Genomic DNA, 16321 nt, shown 5'->3' with positions numbered 1-16321 from the left:
GTCCGCCGGTTCCCTCATCCGGGGGGAAGCCAGGCAAGATGGGGGGTGTGACCCTCATTGATCAGCTCCCGCCGAACGCCGACCCCGATGCCCTCTTCGAGGCTTTCTCCTCGTGGGCGGAGGACCAGGGCATCACCCTGTACCCGGCGCAGGAGGAGGCACTGATCGAGGTCGTCTCCGGGGCCAACGTGATCCTCTCCACCCCGACCGGCTCCGGGAAGAGCCTGGTCGCGGCCGGTGCGCACTTCACCGCCCTGGCCCAGGACAAGGTCACCTTCTACACCGCCCCGATCAAGGCGCTGGTGTCGGAGAAGTTCTTCGACCTGTGCAAGCTCTTCGGCACCGAGAACGTGGGCATGCTCACCGGCGACGCCTCCGTGAACGCGGACGCCCCGGTGATCTGCTGCACGGCCGAGGTACTGGCCTCGATCGCCCTGCGTGACGGCAAGTACGCCGACATCGGCCAGGTCGTGATGGACGAGTTCCACTTCTATGCCGAGCCGGACCGTGGCTGGGCCTGGCAGATCCCGCTGCTGGAGCTGCCGCAGGCGCAGTTCATCCTGATGTCGGCGACCCTCGGCGACATGAAGCGGTTCGAGGAGGACCTGACCCGGCGCACCGGCCGGCCGACCTCCGTGGTCCGCTCTGCCTCGCGGCCCGTCCCGCTGTCGTACGAGTACGTCACCACCCCGATCACGGACACCATCACCGAGCTGCTGGAGACCCGGCAGTCCCCGGTGTACATCGTGCACTTCACGCAGGCCCAGGCGGTCGAGCGGGCGCAGTCGCTGATGAGCATCAACATGTGCACCCGTGAGGAGAAGGACAAGATCGCCGAGCTGATCGGCAACTTCCGCTTCACCACCAAGTTCGGCCAGAACCTCTCCCGCTACGTGCGGCACGGGATCGGCGTGCACCACGCGGGCATGCTGCCCAAGTACCGCCGCCTGGTGGAGAAGCTCGCGCAGGCCGGTCTGCTGAAGGTGATCTGCGGCACCGACACCCTGGGCGTCGGCGTCAACGTCCCGATCCGCACGGTGCTGTTCACCGCGCTCACCAAGTACGACGGCAACCGGGTCCGCACGCTGCGCGCCCGCGAGTTCCACCAGATCGCCGGCCGGGCCGGCCGGGCCGGCTTCGACACGGCGGGCTTCGTGGTCGCCCAGGCGCCCGAGCACGTCATCGAGAACGAGAAGGCCCTGGCGAAGGCGGGCGACGACCCGAAGAAGCGCCGCAAGGTGGTCCGCAAGAAGGCCCCCGAGGGCTTCGTCGCGTGGTCCGACACCACCTTCGAGAAGCTGATCGCCGCCGACCCGGAGCCGCTGACCTCGCGGTTCAAGGTCACCAACATCATGCTGCTGTCGGTCATCGCCCGCCCGGGCGACGCCTTCAAGGCGATGCGCCACCTCCTGGAGGACAACCACGAGCCGCGCAAGGCCCAGCTGCGGCACATCCGCCGGGCCATCGCGATCTACCGTTCGCTGCTGGACGGCGGTGTGGTCGAGAAGCTCGACACCCCGGACGCGGAGGGCCGCACCATCCGGCTCACCGTCGACCTCCAGCAGGACTTCGCGCTGAACCAGCCGCTGTCCACCTTCGCTCTGGCCTCCTTCGACCTGCTGGACCCGGAGTCCCCCTCCTACGCGCTGGACATGGTCTCCGTCGTCGAGTCCACTCTCGACGACCCGCGCCAGATCCTGGCCGCCCAGCAGAACAAGGAACGCGGCATCGCCGTGGGCGCCATGAAGGCCGACGGGATCGAGTACGAGGAGCGGATGGAGCGGCTCCAGGACGTCACCTATCCCAAGCCGCTCGAAGAGCTCCTCCTGCACGCCTACGACGTGTACAGCAAGAGCCACCCGTGGGTCCGCGACCACCCCGTCTCCCCGAAGTCGATCATCCGCGACATGTACGAGCGCGCGATGACCTTCACCGAGTTCACCTCCTTCTACGAGCTGGCCCGCACCGAGGGCATCGTGCTGCGGTACCTGGCGGGCGCGTACAAGGCGCTGGACCACACCATCCCCGACGACCTCAAGTCGGAGGACCTCCAGGACCTCATCGCCTGGCTGGGCGAGCTGGTCCGCCAGGTCGACTCCAGCCTGCTGGACGAGTGGGAGCAGCTGGCGAACCCGGAGGTGGAGACGGCGGAGCAGGCCCAGGAGAAGGCCGACCAGGTCAAGCCGGTCACCGCGAACGCCCGCGCCTTCCGCGTCCTGGTCCGCAACGCGATGTTCCGCCGCGTGGAGCTGGCGGCCCTGGACCACGTGAACGTGCTGGGCGAGCTGGACGGCGAGTCCGGCTGGGACGCCGATGCCTGGGGCGAGGCCATGGACGGCTACTGGGACGAGTACGACGACCTGGGCACCGGCCCGGACGCGCGCGGCCCGAAGCTGCTGATGATCGAGGAGGACGCGGAGCACGGCCTGTGGCGCGTCCGCCAGACCTTCGCCGACCCGAACGGGGACCATGGCTGGGGCATCAGCGCCGAGGTCGACCTCGCGGCCTCCGACGAGGAGGGCCGGGCCGTCATCCGCGTCACCTCGGTCGGCGAACTCGGCGCGCTCTGACCTTTCCCCGCGCGCGACCGGACCCGCCGGAGCCGCCGGACCCGACAGTGGAGAACCTCTGATGACGAATCCCGCCGAGAGGCTCGTCGATCTGCTCGACCTGGAGCAGATCGAGGTCAACATCTTCCGCGGCGCCAGCCCGCAGGAGTCCCTCCAGCGTGTCTTCGGCGGGCAGGTCGCCGGCCAGGCGCTGGTGGCCGCGGGCCGCACCACCGAGAGCGACCGCCCGGTCCATTCGCTGCACGCGTACTTCCTGCGCCCCGGCATTCCGGGGGTGCCGATCGTGTACCAGGTGGAGCGGGTGCGCGACGGGCGTTCCTTCACCACGCGCCGGGTCACCGCGGTCCAGCAGGGCAAGACCATCTTCAATCTGACCGCCTCCTTCCATCACCCGGAGGAGGGCAGCATCGAGCACCAGCTGCCTCCTCGCCTCGACTTCCCTCACCCGGACACGCTCCCGAAGGTCGCGGACGAGATCCGCGAGCACCTGGGGGCGCTGCCCGAGGCGCTGGAGCGGATGGCCCGCCGCCAGCCCTTCGACATCCGGTACACGGACCGGCTCCGCTGGACTCCCGAGGAGCTCAAGGACGCCGATCCGCGCAGCGCGGTGTGGATGCGCGCGGTCGGCCCGCTGGGGGACGACCCGCTCGTGCACACCTGCGCCCTCACCTACGCCAGTGACATGACCCTCCTCGATGCCGTGCGCATTCCCGTGGAGCCCCTGTGGGGGATGCGCGGTTTCGACATGGCCTCGCTCGACCACGCCATGTGGTTCCACCGGCCGTTCCGGGCGGACGAGTGGTTCCTGTACGACCAGGAGTCACCCATCGCACACGGCGGCCGGGGCCTGGCCCGCGGCCGGATCTACGACCTGGAGGGGAGACTGCTGGTCTCCGTGGTGCAGGAAGGGCTCTTCCGCCCGTACGGCGCCAAGGCGGCCCAGCCTTCCGTCTCACCCCAGTAGCCCGGCCTCCCCCGGTCCGGCCCGCTCCGGTCCGGTCCGGCCCGTCCATGACCCGTCCCGAACTCCGAAGAGCTGAGCGCACCATGCCCACCCCGGCCCTCCCCTGTCCCTGCGGGCTGCCCGCCGCCTACCCGGAGTGCTGCGGCCGCTTCCACTCCGGTACCGGGCAGGCACCCACCGCCGAGCTGCTGATGCGCTCCCGCTTCAGCGCGTTCGCCGTCGGGGACACCGCCTATCTGCTGCGGTCCTGGCACTCCGGCACCCGCCCGGACCGTCTCGACCTGGATCCCGCGCAGCGCTGGGAGCGGCTGGAGATCCTCGCCACCGAGCGCGGCGGGATGTTCGAGACGGAGGGCTCGGTGGAGTTCCGGGCGCACTATCGGGAGGGCGGGCACAGCGGTTCGCTGCGCGAGCACAGCGCCTTCTCCCGCGAGGGCGGGGCCTGGGTCTACGTCGGCCCCCTCTCCCCCGTCGACTTCGACTGATCCCGGGCGCCAGTCAGGGCGAACTCCAGGCTGGTGCGGTACCAGTGGACCTCCTCCGGCTCATCCGCCCGCAGCAGCCTGAGCGCCACGGCGGCGGCCGCCGGGATCTGCGGATGCCCGTAGGGCGGGGGCGGGGCGAGGGCCGCGAGGACGATCCGCTCCGCCGGATCGGGCACGGCCTCCCGCGCCTCGGCCTCGGGCAGTACGGAGGCCAGGACGGCCGCCCGCTCCCAGGGGTCGGCGGTCCGTCTCAGCAGCAGCCCCACATGCCGCTCCCGCCACATGCGGGGGCGCAGGTCCGCCTTGGCCGTCATCAGCTCCCGGTCCTCCGGCGGCGCGATGCCGCGCAGCAGCGCGGGCTCCCTGGCGGCGAACTCCCTCAGCTCCGCCGCCAGGTAGAGCCAGACCACGGCCCGGTAGCGGTTGACGCGGTACCCGACCGGGGTGACCCGCCCGCAGCGGGCGAGCCGGGTGAAGCGGCTCGGGCTGATGGCGAGGGCCTCCGCCGCGGCGTCCGCGCCGGCCACGGTCTCGACCCGCCTGCGCAGCGCCTCCGGGAAGCCGTCGGCCGCCCTGACCCGGTCCAGCTCGGCCTGGGCGAAGCGCGCCGCCCCGCCGGGAGCCGGGGGTCCGGCGCGCACCATGCCGAGTTGTACGGCTCGGGCCAGTTCGGCCCGGCGCAGGCCGAGTTCACCGGCCGCCCGGACACCGCCGACCCATACCGGCGGCGCATCCCCTCCCGCATCCGTCTTCCGCGCGTCGAGCTTTCGTACCTCGGCCTTCATCACAGTCCTCCCCCGCGAGTGACGATCACTCTCTGCGAAGACCGTAACTCAGAGTGACGACAGCCCGCGAGGCCTGTGGATAACTCCGGAACGGGGGAGGTCAGCCCCCGGTGATCCGGCGCTCGGTGACGCCCAGGTGTTCCCCCACCCGGTTGACCAGCAGGGTCATCTCGTACCCGATCTGGCCGATGTCGGCCTCGGCGGCGCTCAGTACGCACAGACAGCTGCCCGCGCCCGCCGCCAGAACGAACAGCACGCCCTCGTCGAACTCGACCATGGTCTGCCGCACCTCACCGGCCCGGAAATGCCGCCCCGAGCCCTTCGCCAGGCTCTGCAACCCGGCGGCGACGGCCGCGAGGTGCTCCGCGTCCTCCCGCTCCAGCCCGGCGCTCGCGCCCGTCACCAGGCCGTCGTTGGACAGCACCACCGCATGCCGGACCTGCGGCACCCTGCGCGTCAGATCGTCCAGCAGCCAGTCAAGCTGCTTGTCCAGTGCCATTTTGAGCCCCTCCCCGTTGACCCGGCCCCCGTGGCCGCGCCCCGCCCCGCGTAGTCGTGCGGCCAGCCTTGCCCACCAGGCGGTTTCCGGCAAGGAGGATGTCCCCATGGCGAAGAAGATGACTCAAGAGGAATGGCGCGCCTTCGTGTCGCACGCCACCCGCACCGGAAAGCTCTCCACCGTCCGCGCGGACGGAAGCCCGCACATCGCACCCATCTGGTTCGTCCTGGACGGCGATTCGATCGTTTTCAACACCGGCAAGGACACCGTCAAGGGCCGCAATCTGGCCCGTGACGGCCGGGTCGCCCTGTGCGTGGACGACGACCGGCCGCCCTTCTCCTACGTGGTCCTCCAGGGCCGCGCCGAGATCAGCGAATACGCCGACGACGCCGACGAGATGGTCCGCTGGGCCACCCGGATCGCCGCCCGCTACATGGGCGAGGAGCGCGCCGAGGACTTCGGCCGCCGCAACGGCGTGCCCGGCGAACTCCTCGTCCGCGTCCGGGTCGACACGGTGATCGCCGTGGCGGGCGTGTCCGACTGACCGGCCGCCGCAGCGCTCCTCACACGGGGCCCGCCTGCGGTTCCACCGATTCGAGCAGCCGGGCGGTGTGCACCCGCCCGGCGTACTCGACCAGCCTGATCAGCACTTCCTTCCCCGAGTCCCGGTCCCGCGCGTCGCAGAGCACCACCGGAGTCCCCTGGTCCAGGTCCAGCGCCCGCGACACCTCGTGCGCCCCGTGATGCCGGGCCTCCGTGAAGCAGTTGACGGCCACCACGAAGGGGATCCGCCGGTGCTCGAAGTAGTCCACCGCCGGGAAACAGTCCTCCAGCCGCCGGGTGTCGGCGAGCACCACCGCGCCCAGCGCACCCTGCGACAGCTCGTCCCACATGAACCAGAAGCGGTCCTGCCCCGGCGTGCCGAACAGGTAGAGCGACAGCCCGGACCGGATGGTGATCCGCCCGAAGTCCATGGCCACGGTCGTGGTGGTCTTCTGGTCCACCCCCTCCGTGTCGTCGACCAGTTCGCCCGCCCGGCTGAGCGCCTCCTCCGTCCGCAGCGGCCGGATCTCACTGACCGAGCCGACCAGGGTGGTCTTCCCGACCCCGAAGCCGCCCGCCACCAGGATCTTCAGCGCGAGCGCAGCCAGCTCCTCGTCGTCCCCGTCCGCCCCGGCTCCGGTCCCGGCCACGGGTCCGTCCGTTCCGTTGTCGTGCAGTCCCATCACAGCGCTCGCAATCCTTCGATGACTTCCCGCAGAATCCGCTCGTCCGGCAGCTGCGCGGGCGGCACCGGGCGGCTGACCTTGACGTGCCCCGCCTCCAGCAGGTCCCCCAGCAGGACCCGCACCACCCCCACGGGCAGATCCGCCTCGGCGGCGAGTTCCGCCACCGACTGGGTTTCGGACCGGCACAGCCCGAGCAGCGCCCGGTGCTCCGGCCCCAGCGGCGACCCGGCCGCCCCGACGGCGCCTTCGCCGCCGTCGGGGTCCACGACCACCAGCGCGATCAGGTCGAACCGGACCCCGTGCGGCCCCGGTTTCGTGCGCCCGCCGGTCATGGCGTACGGGCGCACGAGCGGGCCCGCCTCGGCGTCGTACCACTGCCCCTCCATGTGCCGGACCGCCCCGCTCAACCGGCGGCCGGCGGACGCGCCGCGAACCGGGGCGGGGTGTACAGGTGCTCCCCGACCCGCTTGACCAGCCGGGCCATCTCGTAGGCGATCAGACCGATGTCCGCGCTGGCGGCGCTGAGCACGGCCAGGCAGGAGCCGTCCCCGGCGGCCGCGACGAAGAGGAACCCTTCGTCCATCTCCACCATGGTCTGGCGCACGCCCCCGGAGCGGAAATGCCGGCCCACGCCCTTCGCCAGGCTGTGGAAGCCGGAGGCCACGGCGGACAGGTGCTCGGCGTCCTCCCGGCTGAGCGCACTGGAAGCGCCCACGGCCAGCCCGTCGTTGGACAGGACCACGGCGTGCCGGACCTCGCGGACCCGGACCACCAGGTCGTCCAGCAGCCAGTCCAGCTCACCGGACCTGTGGGCTCCGTCGAGGTCGACGCTGTGGTGCTCGATCATCGCTGTTCTCCTTCGCTGCCTGCGTGGGGGGAGGTGTCCTGGGAACCGCGGGCCCAGCCGGCCCGGTAGGCGGTCAGCCGGTCGCGGGCCTGCTCCGGGCTGCGGCCCGACGGGTCCTCGGGTGCGCGCGAGCCGGCCGGCTCCTTGGGGGCGGGTGTCTCGCGCAGTTGCGGCACGAGGCTGGCCTGGCGTACGCGGCGCGGCAGTTCGGTGACGGGGGCGGCGCCGCCGCGCGGCCGGAGCGCGGCCACCGGGGCGGGACGCGGCTCCGGCGGCTCGGCTTTCCGGGCCGGGGCCGGGGCCGGGGCCTGAGCCGGAGCCTGGGCCGGGGCCTCGTCCTGGTCCGGCTCCGACGCAGGGGCCGACGCCGGGGCCCGGGACCCGCGCGCGTCCTCCCGTACGACGCTCACGGCGGGTGACCGCGACGCCTGGGGCCGCGACCGCGGTTCCTGCGGCGGCTGCGCCGTCGGCGGCGTGCGCGGCGGCTCCGCGGAACCGGCCGTGATCGCGCCCTGGAGGAGGGAGTTCGGCAGCAGGACCACGGCGGTGGTGCCGCCGTAGGGCGAGGTGCGCAGGTGCACCCGCACCCCGTGGCGGGCCGAGAGGCGGCTGACCACGAAGAGCCCGAGCCGGTCGCTGTCGAAGAGGTCGAGCGCCTCGGACTGTTCGATGCGGCGGTTGGCATCGCCCAGGGCTTCGCGGCCCATGCCCAGCCCGCGGTCCTCGACTTCCAGGACGTAGCCGGTGCCGACGGGTTCGCCGCTGACGCGGACCCTGGTGTGCGGCGGGGAGAACTGGGTGGCGTTCTCGATGAGCTCGGCGAGCAGATGGGTGAGGTCGGCGACGGCCGCGCCCGCCACGGCGGCCTCGGCGAGCTGGCGTACCTCGACGCGCGGATAGTCCTCGATCTCGGAGACGGCGGCCCGTACGACGTTGGTGAGCGGGATCGGCGTCCGCCAGGCGCGGCCCGGGGCGGCGCCCGAGAGGATGATCAGGCTCTCCGCGTGCCGGCGCATCCGGGTGGTGAGGTGGTCGAGGCGGAAGAGGTCACCGAGTTCGTTGGGGTCGTCGGTGCGCCGCTCCATCGAGTCGAGCAGGGTCAGCTGCTTGTGCACGAGGACCTGGCTGCGGCGGGCGAGGTTGACGAACACGCCGCTGACCCCGCTGGCGAGTTCGGCGCGTTCGACGGCGGCGCCGAGTGCGGCCCGGTGGACGGTGGCCAGGGCCTGTCCGACCTGGGTGACCTCGTCCTCGGCGGGCGGTCCGGGCGGGGTCTCGGCGTTGACGTCGATCTCCTCTCCCGCCCGCAGCCGTTCCATCGCGTCGGGGAGTTTGCGATGGGCGATCGACAGTGCGGTGTTGCGCAGCGAGACCAGCTCGACGACCAGCGTCCGGCCGATGCGGACGGAGATGACGAGCGAGGCGGCGACCGCGGCCAGGCCCAGCAGGACGGCGGCGCCGGCCGGGCTGAGCGCGCCTTCGGAGAAGGGGTCGGTGCGGTCGGCGGCCTCGGCGCGCGCGGCGGCGTCGATCTCGCGCATCGAGGCCGCGATGCCGGTGTACGCGGCGTCCCAGCCGGCCGGAGCGGTCGCCGACTCGCGCCCGGTGCCGGTGGCGAGGGCCCGGTCCTCGGCCCCGGTGAGGTCGGCGTAGGCGGCGCTCTTGGCGACGGACTCCCAGGTGTCGCGCTGGGCGGCGGGGAGGTCACCGCCGGCGGCGGCCGTCATGGCTCGGCGGGCCTCTATGGCGCCGGTCAGCCGGCGAAGCGTTTCGGCGTTGCGCGTGCCGGGGATGGCGAGCAGGGCGTCCTCGCGTGCGAGGAGCTCTCCGGCCCGGGCGAATTCCAGCAGGACCCGGGCGTCGGGGCCGAGTTCGGCGTGTTCGCCGCCGGAGAGGGCGCCGTCGACGGCGAAGGCGTCGTCGACGACCTTGCCGTACGCCTCGTAGGCGGCGGTGGGGCTGATCCGGCGGCCGGTGATGTCCTTGCGCACGGCTTCGAGGGCTTCGACGGCGGCGACGAGGGCGTCGAGGCGGACGACCACCTCGGTGGGGTAGTCGCCGGAGTCGGCCACGGTGTGGGCGTCGCCGAGGCGGAGCCGGTCGACGGCGCCGTCCGTGCGCCGGGCCTGCTGTTCGAGGGCGGCCTGGTCGGCGGCGGGATCGGCCAGCAGCCGGACGGCGGCCCGGCGTTCGGCCTGCAGCTCGGTGACGGCCTCGGCGACGGGGGTGCGGATCTCCCGGTCCACGCGCTGGACGCGGCTGAGGCGGGAGATGTCCTGGGCGGTGCTGACCGTGGCGAAGCCCCAGAGGGCGAGCAGCGAGACCACCGGGACCACGAGCAGCGAGAGGATCTTCGCGCGGACGGTACGCGGCCGCAGCCGGACCCCGCGCCGGGGTCTGAGGGTGCGGTCGGGGGCGGCGGGGGCACCGGCCGGGGCCGGGCGGGCGGCCTCGCGGTCGTCGGCAGGCTCCTCGGCAGGCGGCCCGGCGTGTGCCCGGCGGCCTCGCGCCGGGGGCGCGGGCGGCCGCGGCGCCGCTGCTTCCGGTTTCCTGCGGGGTGTGCGCATGGGCTCCTCGTTCCGGGGAGGTACGGCGGCTCGGCGGTACGTCGATGCGGCGGTGGGCGGGGGCGGGGGGCGGGGGCTACGGGAGGCGCGCGTGCTCTCGTACGGGCCCTCGTGCGGGCTTCGCTCAGTGCTGGGCGGCGGCGGCGCGCCCGCCCAGGTTCCGCACCGACGCCGAGGCGGCCAGTTCCTCGGCGGTCGGCGAGAGCGCGACGAAGGCGGAGGTGATGAACAGGTAGGACCCGAGCCCGACGGCGAGCGGGAAGATGAACTGCATCGCGGTGACCCCGGGCAGCGCGGCGTCCGAGGGGGTGACCCGGACGGCGACGGCCAGCATCCCGGTGTAGTGCATGCTCGTGACGGCGGCGCCCATGACGAGCGAGGCGACCGCGACGGCCACCGGGGCCTTGATGTTCAGGGCCGCCCAGAGCGCGGCGGTCGCCGCGACGACCGCGATGGCGACGGACAGCGCGACCATGAGCGGCTCGTACGAGACCTCGCCGTGCAGCCGCAGGGCCGCCATGCCGAGGTAGTGCATGCTGGCGACGCCCAGGCCGGTGGTCAGCCCGCCGAGGACGAGGGCGCGGCCGCGCCGCTTGCCGTAGCCGACGGCGAAGACACCGGCGCCGACGACGAGCACGGCGACGAGCAGGCTGAGGACGGTCAGCGGCACGTTGAAGTGGATCTCGGTACCGGTGACGCTGAAGCCGAGCATCGCCACGAAGTGCATCGTCCAGATGCCGGATCCGATGGCGGAGGCCGCGGTGATGAGCCAGTTGCGGCGGGCGGAGCCGGTCGCCGCGAGGGCGCGCACGGTGCAGCGCAGTCCGAGGGCGGCGCCTATGGATGCCATCACGTATGACAGCGCGGGTGTCAGCAAGCCGTAAGCGGCGTGGTCCAGGTGTCCCATGGCCACGGGACGGTAGTGGGGGTGAGGGCACGAACAAGGGGAGCATTTCGAAAGCAGCTGGAACTGCTGGAATATGACAGAGCTATGTTGATGTTCGATCACACCGCGTACCACCTTGCGCACGCAACGGAGCGGTGTACCGGTGGGGGATCATGTCCACATGAGCGAAGACCACACGCACGTACAGGATTTCTTCGGGACGCGCGCCGCCGGCTGGGACCTCAAGTTCCCGGACGACGAGCCGGCCTTCGCGACCGCCGTGGCCGAGTTCGGGCTGCGCCCCGGCGACCGGGTGCTCGACGCGGGCTGCGGGACCGGGCGCGCGCTGACCCCGCTGCGGGCGGCCGTGGGACCGGCCGGGACGGTGCTCGGCGCGGACCTCACCCCGCAGATGCTGGCCGCCGCTCGGCAGGCCGGGCGGGCTGCAGACGGCGCACTGCTGCTCACGGACGTGGCCCGGCTGCCGTTGCGCGACGCCGCACTGGACGCGGTCTTCGCCGCCGGGCTCATCGCGCACCTGCCGGATCCGGAGGCGAACCTGCGGGAACTGGCCCAGGTGGTGCGCCCGGGCGGCCGGCTGGCGCTGTTCCACCCGATCGGGCGCGCCGCGCTGGCGGCGCGCCACGGGCGCGAGCTGACCCCGGACGACCTGCGGGCCGAGCACAACCTGGGCCCGCTGCTGTCCGCTTCCGGGTGGGACATGACCTCGTACGCCGACGAGGACGAGCGCTTCCTGGCGCTCGCGGTGCGCCGCGCCTGAGCCGGTCGGCCGGACCGGCCGGGTCGGGTCGGGTCGGGTCGGGTCAGGACGGGGTCAGGTCGGGGGCTGGGCGTCCGCACCGGCCGGGCGGCGCGGGTGCGGCACCGGGCAGCCACCGCGGCCGGGGACCGGGAAGGTACCGAGCTCGCCGACGTCATAGCCGTCCGGGTAGCCCTTGACCTCCGGGTTCTGCCGCGCGTAGTGCGGGGTGGCGCGCGGGGGCAGCAGCCGTACCGCGCGGCCCCGGAGCCACAGGGCGCCGCGGAACAGACCCCGGACCCGAGGGTGCGGGCGCTCGTACCGGAGGGCGGCGAGCAGCGGCTCGTCGAAGAGCGACAGGCCGAGGGCCCGCACGGCGGGAGCGAGCGGGGCGGGGTACCAGGAGGCCATCAGTTCGAGGGTGGAATCGGCGACCTCGCGGCCCCCCTCGTCCCAGCCGAAGTGGGCCTTCTCGTAGCCGTCCAGGGTGGCCTCGAACTCCTCGTAGGTGTCCGGGACGTCCGTGATGCCCATGTGGCGGCCGAGGGTGGCGTAGTAGTTCGCGCAGGCCCGACGCTCGTGGTGGGTCAGCGGGCGCCAGCCGTAGGCGTCGAGCCACCGCGCCGGAACCACCACGAACGTGCACAGGACGTACCGCATGTCTTCGTTGCCGATGTCGTAGCTGCGGTGCATCTGGTTGACGCGGCGGATCGCGGTGCGGGCGGTGTCGCTGTCGAAGCCGTGCTCCAGGACGGCGTCGAGGAGCAGCACCGTGTCGTCGTAGCGCCGCTGCGCGCGGTCGGTGAACTCGGCGGTCTCGGCCAGCAGGCGGCCGATGGCGGGTACGGCGTAGGTCCGGAACAGGGCGAGCTCCTGGGCCCGGGCGAAGTCCCAGGGGAACTCGTAGGTGGCGGTGAGCCGGTGGATGGCGAGGAAGTCGTGGTCGGGATCGAGCCGGAGGATCTCCCTCAGCCGGTCGTAACGCTGCACCGGGTGTCCCTTTCTGTTGCGGGTCCTCAACTCTACGTGCAGGTAGTGGGCTTGGAATTCGACTCCCGCGGGCTCTCGACGCGGCGGTTACCCGCTGGTTAGGGTGCGCCGACGAGAGAGCGACCGGGAGGCTACGTGTCCGACGAGGGTGACGGCGGGTCCCTGTACGTGCTGACCGCCGTACTGATGACCCCCGCGCAGTTCCCCGGGGTACTGGGCGACGATTTCCCGGAGGCCTGCTCACTGCTGGGCGTGCCGGCGGCGCCTGAGGGGTACGGGCTGGTGCTCGGCCAGGACGAGGAGGGCGCGCGCTGGACGGTCGTGGTGGACGACGTCTCGCTCGTGGCCGCGGCCATCGCGTCCTGGGACTGCGGGATGGAGTACGACCTGTCGCCCGACGAGCGGACCATCGTGGTCTCGCTGGCGGGCTGGCCCCTGGACCTCACGGTCTCGACGACGGGGGTCCCGGAGCCGCACGATCCGGAACAGGGCGCGGACGGCACCGGCCGGGTGCCGCTGGCGCCGCCCTCGGCGGAGGCGTGGGGGCCGGTTCAGCGGCGGATGGGCGCGGACCAGATAGCCCGGGAGTGGGGCGACTGGCGCGAGCGGATCGCGACGGACGGCGGGGCGGCGGCAGCCGCGCACCCCGGGCTGGCGCGGGCGCTCAAGGAGGCCCTGGAGTACACGCGGAAGGCTCCGCCGCCCGGCCGGATACGCTCCTCGTTCGCGGGCGAGGACGCGCGGACGCTACGGGTGGACGGGCCGGGCTGGTCGCTGGTGGCCCGGACGGGTGACGCGGCGTTCCTGCTGCTCGACGAGGAGCCGAGCGAGGTGCTGACCGTCCCGCACGGGGCGACGGCGGACCTGCCGGAGCTGCTGGAACTGCTGGCCGCGCTGGACCGCGTCGCGGTACGGCCGGTCTGAGCACGGCCGGTCTGAGGTACGCGGGCTTGCATACGGGTTGGGACACGAGGGGGACATGATGCGGGTGGAGTCCGAAGCGGTGGCGGTGGTCGTGGGCGGCCGCGCGGAGGTCGCCGACGACGACTGGGGGCGGGAGACGGCGGTGATCCGGCTGGACGAGCGGCGGTTCGGGCCGGAGGCCCTGTTCGGCCTGGCGGACTTCTCGCACGTCGAGATCGTCTACCACTTCGACCGGGTCCCGGCGGAGAAGGTCGAGACGGGCGCGCGGCATCCCCGGGGCAACCCGGACTGGCCGCTGGTGGGCATCTTCGCCCAGCGCGGCAAGAACCGGCCGAACCGGCTGGGTGTCTCGCGCTGCCGGGTGCTGAAGGTGGACGGCCTGGACGTTCACGTGGAGGGCCTGGACGCGGTGGAGGGCACCCCGGTGCTCGACATCAAGCCGTACATGACGGAATTCGGGCCGCGCGGCGAGCTCCGCCAGCCGGAGTGGGCGACGACGCTGATGCGCGACTACTACTGACCCTCCCGAGCGCGGCGGTGCGCCGACGGGGCCGGCGACCGCCTGCGGAGCGGGTCAGACCCGGTCGAGCGGTATGTGCGGGGGCGGCGGCAGGGTCACGGCGATCGGGTCACCCGGGTGGACGGTGCCGCCCTGGCGGACCACACCCATGATTCCGGCCTTGCGGACGAGCCGGCCCTCCTCGTCCCGCAGCACGACCTGCTTGAGCAGCCCGTCCTGGAAGTGGTCGATCTGGAGACACGGGTTGCGCAGGCCGGTCACCTCCACCACCGCCTCCTCGCCGAGGCTCAGCAGCGTGCCGGCCGGCAGCGCGAGCAGGTCTATGCCCTCCGTGGTCACGTTCTCCCCGAGCTGCCCCGCCTCGACGCGGAAGCCGGCTCCGGCCACCTCGTCGAACAGCTCGCGGTGGATGAGGTGTATCTGGCGCAGGTTGGGCTGGGTCGGGTCCTGTGCGACGCGGGAGCGGTGCTTGACCGTCACTCCCGCATGCACGTCTCCCTCGACGCCGAGCCCGGCGAGCAGCCTGATGCTCTCGCGGTTGGGCTTGGTGAACGAGTACACGGCGTTGCTGCTGACAGCCGCGACTTGTGCGGTGCCCATAGGACGTCCCCCCACTGCCGCGTCAGCGGCCGATCTGCTTCTTTGACATGCCCCGGACCCGACGCCGCTGAGAGGAGTCCAGCAGCAGGTAGGCCGCTGTCGGCACCCCGATCAGGACCAGGAGCCCCGCCCAGAACCCGACCGCCCAGAACAACACGATGGCTGCCACGACTCCGGCAACCGCGACTTTTCCGCGTGTGGACATCTGCGGACACCTCCTGCTGCGTCGGCCACTACTCCCACAACGCGCCGTCTCGGCCGTGCGTTCCCGGCCATCCGGACGGGTCTCGCAGTGGCCGGTAAGGTTTCGGCGCGCTCTGGCCGGTGTACCGCTTGCCGGGATCCGCACCCCGCACGACGATGGGGGCGCTCCGGGTACCGCGGCGGCACGGGAGGGTGACATGGGCGATCCGTCGTTGGCGCTGCCGGGCGGGGCGGACCCGGCCGAGCGCACGCGCGAACTGCGACGGGCGCACGCGGCGTTCACCGGGGCCGGGCTGGTCGAGGCACCGGTCCGGGCGGTGATCGCGAAGTCCTGGCGGCGGAGTGCCCGGGCCCGGGTCAGCCCGGAGTGCGGGGCCCGGGTGGAGCGGGCGGAGCCTGAGCTGCGGGCGTACCGGGAGGAGCATCCGCTGGCCCGGGTGATGCCGGTGTTCCGCGAGCTGATCGGGGCGTTCGCCGCGAGCGGGGCCCATCTGCTGGCGGTGTGCGACGCCCGGGGCAGCCTGCTGTGGGTGGAGGGCGAACCGGCGACGCTGCGGCGCGCGGAGGGGCTCGGCTTCGTCCCGGGGGCGCGCTGGGCGGAGACGGCGATGGGAACCAACGCGCCCGGTACGGCGGTCGCGCTCGGGCAGCCCGTCCAGGTCTTCGGGGCGGAACACTTCAGCCGCCGGGTGCACCCCTGGACCTGCGCGGCGGCCCCGGTCCGCGATCCCCGGACCGGCGGGGTGCTCGGCGCGGTGGACATCACCGGCGGCGACGGGCTGGCCCACCCCCACTCGCTGGCGTTCGTCCAGGCGGTGGCGCGGGCGGCGGAGGCCCAGCTGGCCCTGCTGAGCCCGCCCCCGGCGGCGGCCCGCGACACCCTGACCGCGCTCGGCCGCGACGAGGCGCTGCTGGTGGCCGGGGGCCGGGAGATCACGCTCGGGCGGCGGCACAGCGAGATCATGGCGCTGCTGGCGCACCATCCGGAGGGCTTGTCGGGCGAGGAGCTGGCGCTCGCCCTGTACGAGGACGAGTCGGTGTGCCCGGTGACCTTGCGGGCGGAGATCTCGCGGCTGCGCGGGCTGCTCGGCCCGGAGCGGCTGCTCTCCCGGCCCTACCGGAGCGCCGCCCCGCTGGAGGCGGACTTCACCGCCGTGACCCGGCACCTGGCGGCGGGCGCCGTCTCGGCCGCGCTGGGCCGCTATCCGGGGCCGCTGCTGCCGGCCTCGACCGCGCCCGGGATCGTCCGGCTGCGGCGGCGGATAGAGGACCAGGCGCGGGCCGCCGTGATCGCCCGGGCGGACCCGGGGCTGCTGAGCGACTGGGTGTGCGGGCCCTGGGGCGCGGACGACCCGGAGGTGTGGCGGGCCCTGGCCGCGGCGCTCCCGCCGGAGGGGCGGCCGGCCGCGCTGGCCCGCGTACGCTCCCTGGACCTCGAACTCGGCGCGCCGCGTGCAACGTCCCCGCAACCTGCCCCCTCGTAGCCTCCTG

The 16321-nt window shown here is 73.1% G+C and carries 18 protein-coding genes; 8 read left to right on the top strand and 10 right to left on the bottom strand.

The window, feature by feature from the left end; translation table 11 throughout:
• Nucleotides 1–47: 47 nt before the first annotated feature.
• The 3 genes from IE248_RS09275 to IE248_RS09265 all read left to right on the top strand — a co-directional run bounded on the left by IE248_RS09275 (nucleotide 48) and on the right by IE248_RS09265 (nucleotide 4019).
• A complete protein-coding gene (locus IE248_RS09275; RefSeq protein ID WP_037794217.1) occupies nucleotides 48–2570 on the top strand; it encodes a DEAD/DEAH box helicase in 2523 nt (840 codons plus the stop codon).
• Between the two features lie 61 nt (nucleotides 2571–2631).
• Nucleotides 2632–3534 (top strand): acyl-CoA thioesterase, encoded by a 903-nt coding sequence (locus IE248_RS09270; protein WP_008742574.1) that lies wholly within the window; start codon nucleotides 2632–2634, stop codon nucleotides 3532–3534.
• Between the two features lie 83 nt (nucleotides 3535–3617).
• Entirely contained in the window at nucleotides 3618–4019 is a 402-nt protein-coding gene (locus IE248_RS09265; RefSeq protein WP_008742573.1) for a YchJ family protein, read from the top strand.
• Here the strand turns inward: IE248_RS09265 and IE248_RS09260 are convergent.
• Complete coding sequence (locus tag IE248_RS09260) at nucleotides 3983–4804, bottom strand: DUF6397 family protein (RefSeq protein WP_190030371.1); 822 nt, start codon at nucleotides 4802–4804, stop codon at nucleotides 3983–3985. The genes IE248_RS09265 and IE248_RS09260 overlap by 37 nt on opposite strands.
• A gap of 100 nt (nucleotides 4805–4904) precedes the next feature.
• Complete coding sequence (locus IE248_RS09255) at nucleotides 4905–5303, bottom strand: roadblock/LC7 domain-containing protein (RefSeq protein WP_037798633.1); 399 nt, start codon at nucleotides 5301–5303, stop codon at nucleotides 4905–4907.
• 106 nt (nucleotides 5304–5409) lie between these two features.
• Here IE248_RS09255 and IE248_RS09250 point away from each other — a divergent pair, with 106 nt between their 5' ends.
• Nucleotides 5410–5847, top strand: a complete 438-nt coding sequence (locus IE248_RS09250; RefSeq protein WP_008742571.1) for a PPOX class F420-dependent oxidoreductase — start codon at nucleotides 5410–5412, stop codon at nucleotides 5845–5847.
• Nucleotides 5848–5866: 19 nt separating this feature from the next.
• On the opposite strand, the gene IE248_RS09245 is transcribed toward IE248_RS09250, so the two are convergent.
• The 5 genes from IE248_RS09245 to IE248_RS09225 all read right to left on the bottom strand — a co-directional run bounded on the left by IE248_RS09245 (nucleotide 5867) and on the right by IE248_RS09225 (nucleotide 10853).
• Nucleotides 5867–6529: a GTP-binding protein gene (locus IE248_RS09245; RefSeq protein WP_229895195.1), complete on the bottom strand. Its 663-nt coding sequence runs from the start codon at nucleotides 6527–6529 to the stop codon at nucleotides 5867–5869.
• A complete protein-coding gene (locus IE248_RS09240; protein ID WP_037794201.1) occupies nucleotides 6529–6918 on the bottom strand; it encodes a DUF742 domain-containing protein in 390 nt (129 codons plus the stop codon). The genes IE248_RS09245 and IE248_RS09240 overlap by 1 nt, the downstream gene beginning before the upstream one ends.
• A gap of 17 nt (nucleotides 6919–6935) precedes the next feature.
• On the bottom strand, nucleotides 6936–7379 hold the full coding sequence (locus tag IE248_RS09235; protein ID WP_073796714.1) for a roadblock/LC7 domain-containing protein: 444 nt from the start codon (nucleotides 7377–7379) through the stop codon (nucleotides 6936–6938).
• A complete protein-coding gene (locus IE248_RS09230; protein ID WP_190030370.1) occupies nucleotides 7376–9946 on the bottom strand; it encodes a sensor histidine kinase in 2571 nt (856 codons plus the stop codon). Before IE248_RS09230 ends, IE248_RS09235 begins: the two co-directional genes overlap by 4 nt.
• 124 nt (nucleotides 9947–10070) lie before the next feature.
• Nucleotides 10071–10853 carry an MHYT domain-containing protein gene (locus IE248_RS09225; RefSeq protein ID WP_073796716.1) on the bottom strand — a complete coding sequence of 261 codons (783 nt, stop codon included), beginning with the start codon at nucleotides 10851–10853 and terminating at the stop codon, nucleotides 10071–10073.
• Nucleotides 10854–11013: 160 nt separating this feature from the next.
• Between IE248_RS09225 and IE248_RS09220 the strand changes: the two genes are divergently transcribed.
• Entirely contained in the window at nucleotides 11014–11613 is a 600-nt protein-coding gene (locus tag IE248_RS09220) for a class I SAM-dependent methyltransferase (RefSeq protein WP_190030369.1), read from the top strand.
• A gap of 54 nt (nucleotides 11614–11667) precedes the next feature.
• Here the strand turns inward: IE248_RS09220 and IE248_RS09215 are convergent, their stop codons facing one another.
• Nucleotides 11668–12582 carry an oxygenase MpaB family protein gene (locus tag IE248_RS09215; RefSeq protein ID WP_037798626.1) on the bottom strand — a complete coding sequence of 305 codons (915 nt, stop codon included), beginning with the start codon at nucleotides 12580–12582 and terminating at the stop codon, nucleotides 11668–11670.
• Between the two features lie 135 nt (nucleotides 12583–12717).
• On the opposite strand from IE248_RS09215, the gene IE248_RS09210 reads away from it, so the two are divergent.
• Entirely contained in the window at nucleotides 12718–13506 is a 789-nt protein-coding gene (locus tag IE248_RS09210) for a hypothetical protein (protein ID WP_008742564.1), read from the top strand.
• A gap of 55 nt (nucleotides 13507–13561) precedes the next feature.
• Complete coding sequence (locus IE248_RS09205; RefSeq protein WP_198944780.1) at nucleotides 13562–14026, top strand: SAM-dependent methyltransferase; 465 nt, start codon at nucleotides 13562–13564, stop codon at nucleotides 14024–14026.
• Between the two features lie 54 nt (nucleotides 14027–14080).
• Here IE248_RS09205 and IE248_RS09200 read toward each other — a convergent pair whose 3' ends face one another.
• Nucleotides 14081–14626 carry an MOSC domain-containing protein gene (locus IE248_RS09200; protein WP_073796718.1) on the bottom strand — a complete coding sequence of 182 codons (546 nt, stop codon included), beginning with the start codon at nucleotides 14624–14626 and terminating at the stop codon, nucleotides 14081–14083.
• A 22-nt stretch (nucleotides 14627–14648) separates the two neighbouring features.
• Complete coding sequence (locus IE248_RS09195; protein WP_073772697.1) at nucleotides 14649–14831, bottom strand: tail-anchor membrane protein; 183 nt, start codon at nucleotides 14829–14831, stop codon at nucleotides 14649–14651.
• A 196-nt stretch (nucleotides 14832–15027) separates the two neighbouring features.
• On the opposite strand from IE248_RS09195, the gene IE248_RS09190 reads away from it, so the two are divergent.
• A complete protein-coding gene (locus IE248_RS09190; RefSeq protein ID WP_073796719.1) occupies nucleotides 15028–16314 on the top strand; it encodes a GAF domain-containing protein in 1287 nt (428 codons plus the stop codon).
• Nucleotides 16315–16321: the final 7 nt, after the last annotated feature.

Source organism: Streptomyces goshikiensis (assembly GCF_014650555.1).
Classification (GTDB): domain Bacteria; phylum Actinomycetota; class Actinomycetes; order Streptomycetales; family Streptomycetaceae; genus Streptomyces; species Streptomyces goshikiensis.
Note: the sequence above shows the minus strand (reverse complement) of the source record. Positions and strands in the feature narration are given on the sequence as shown.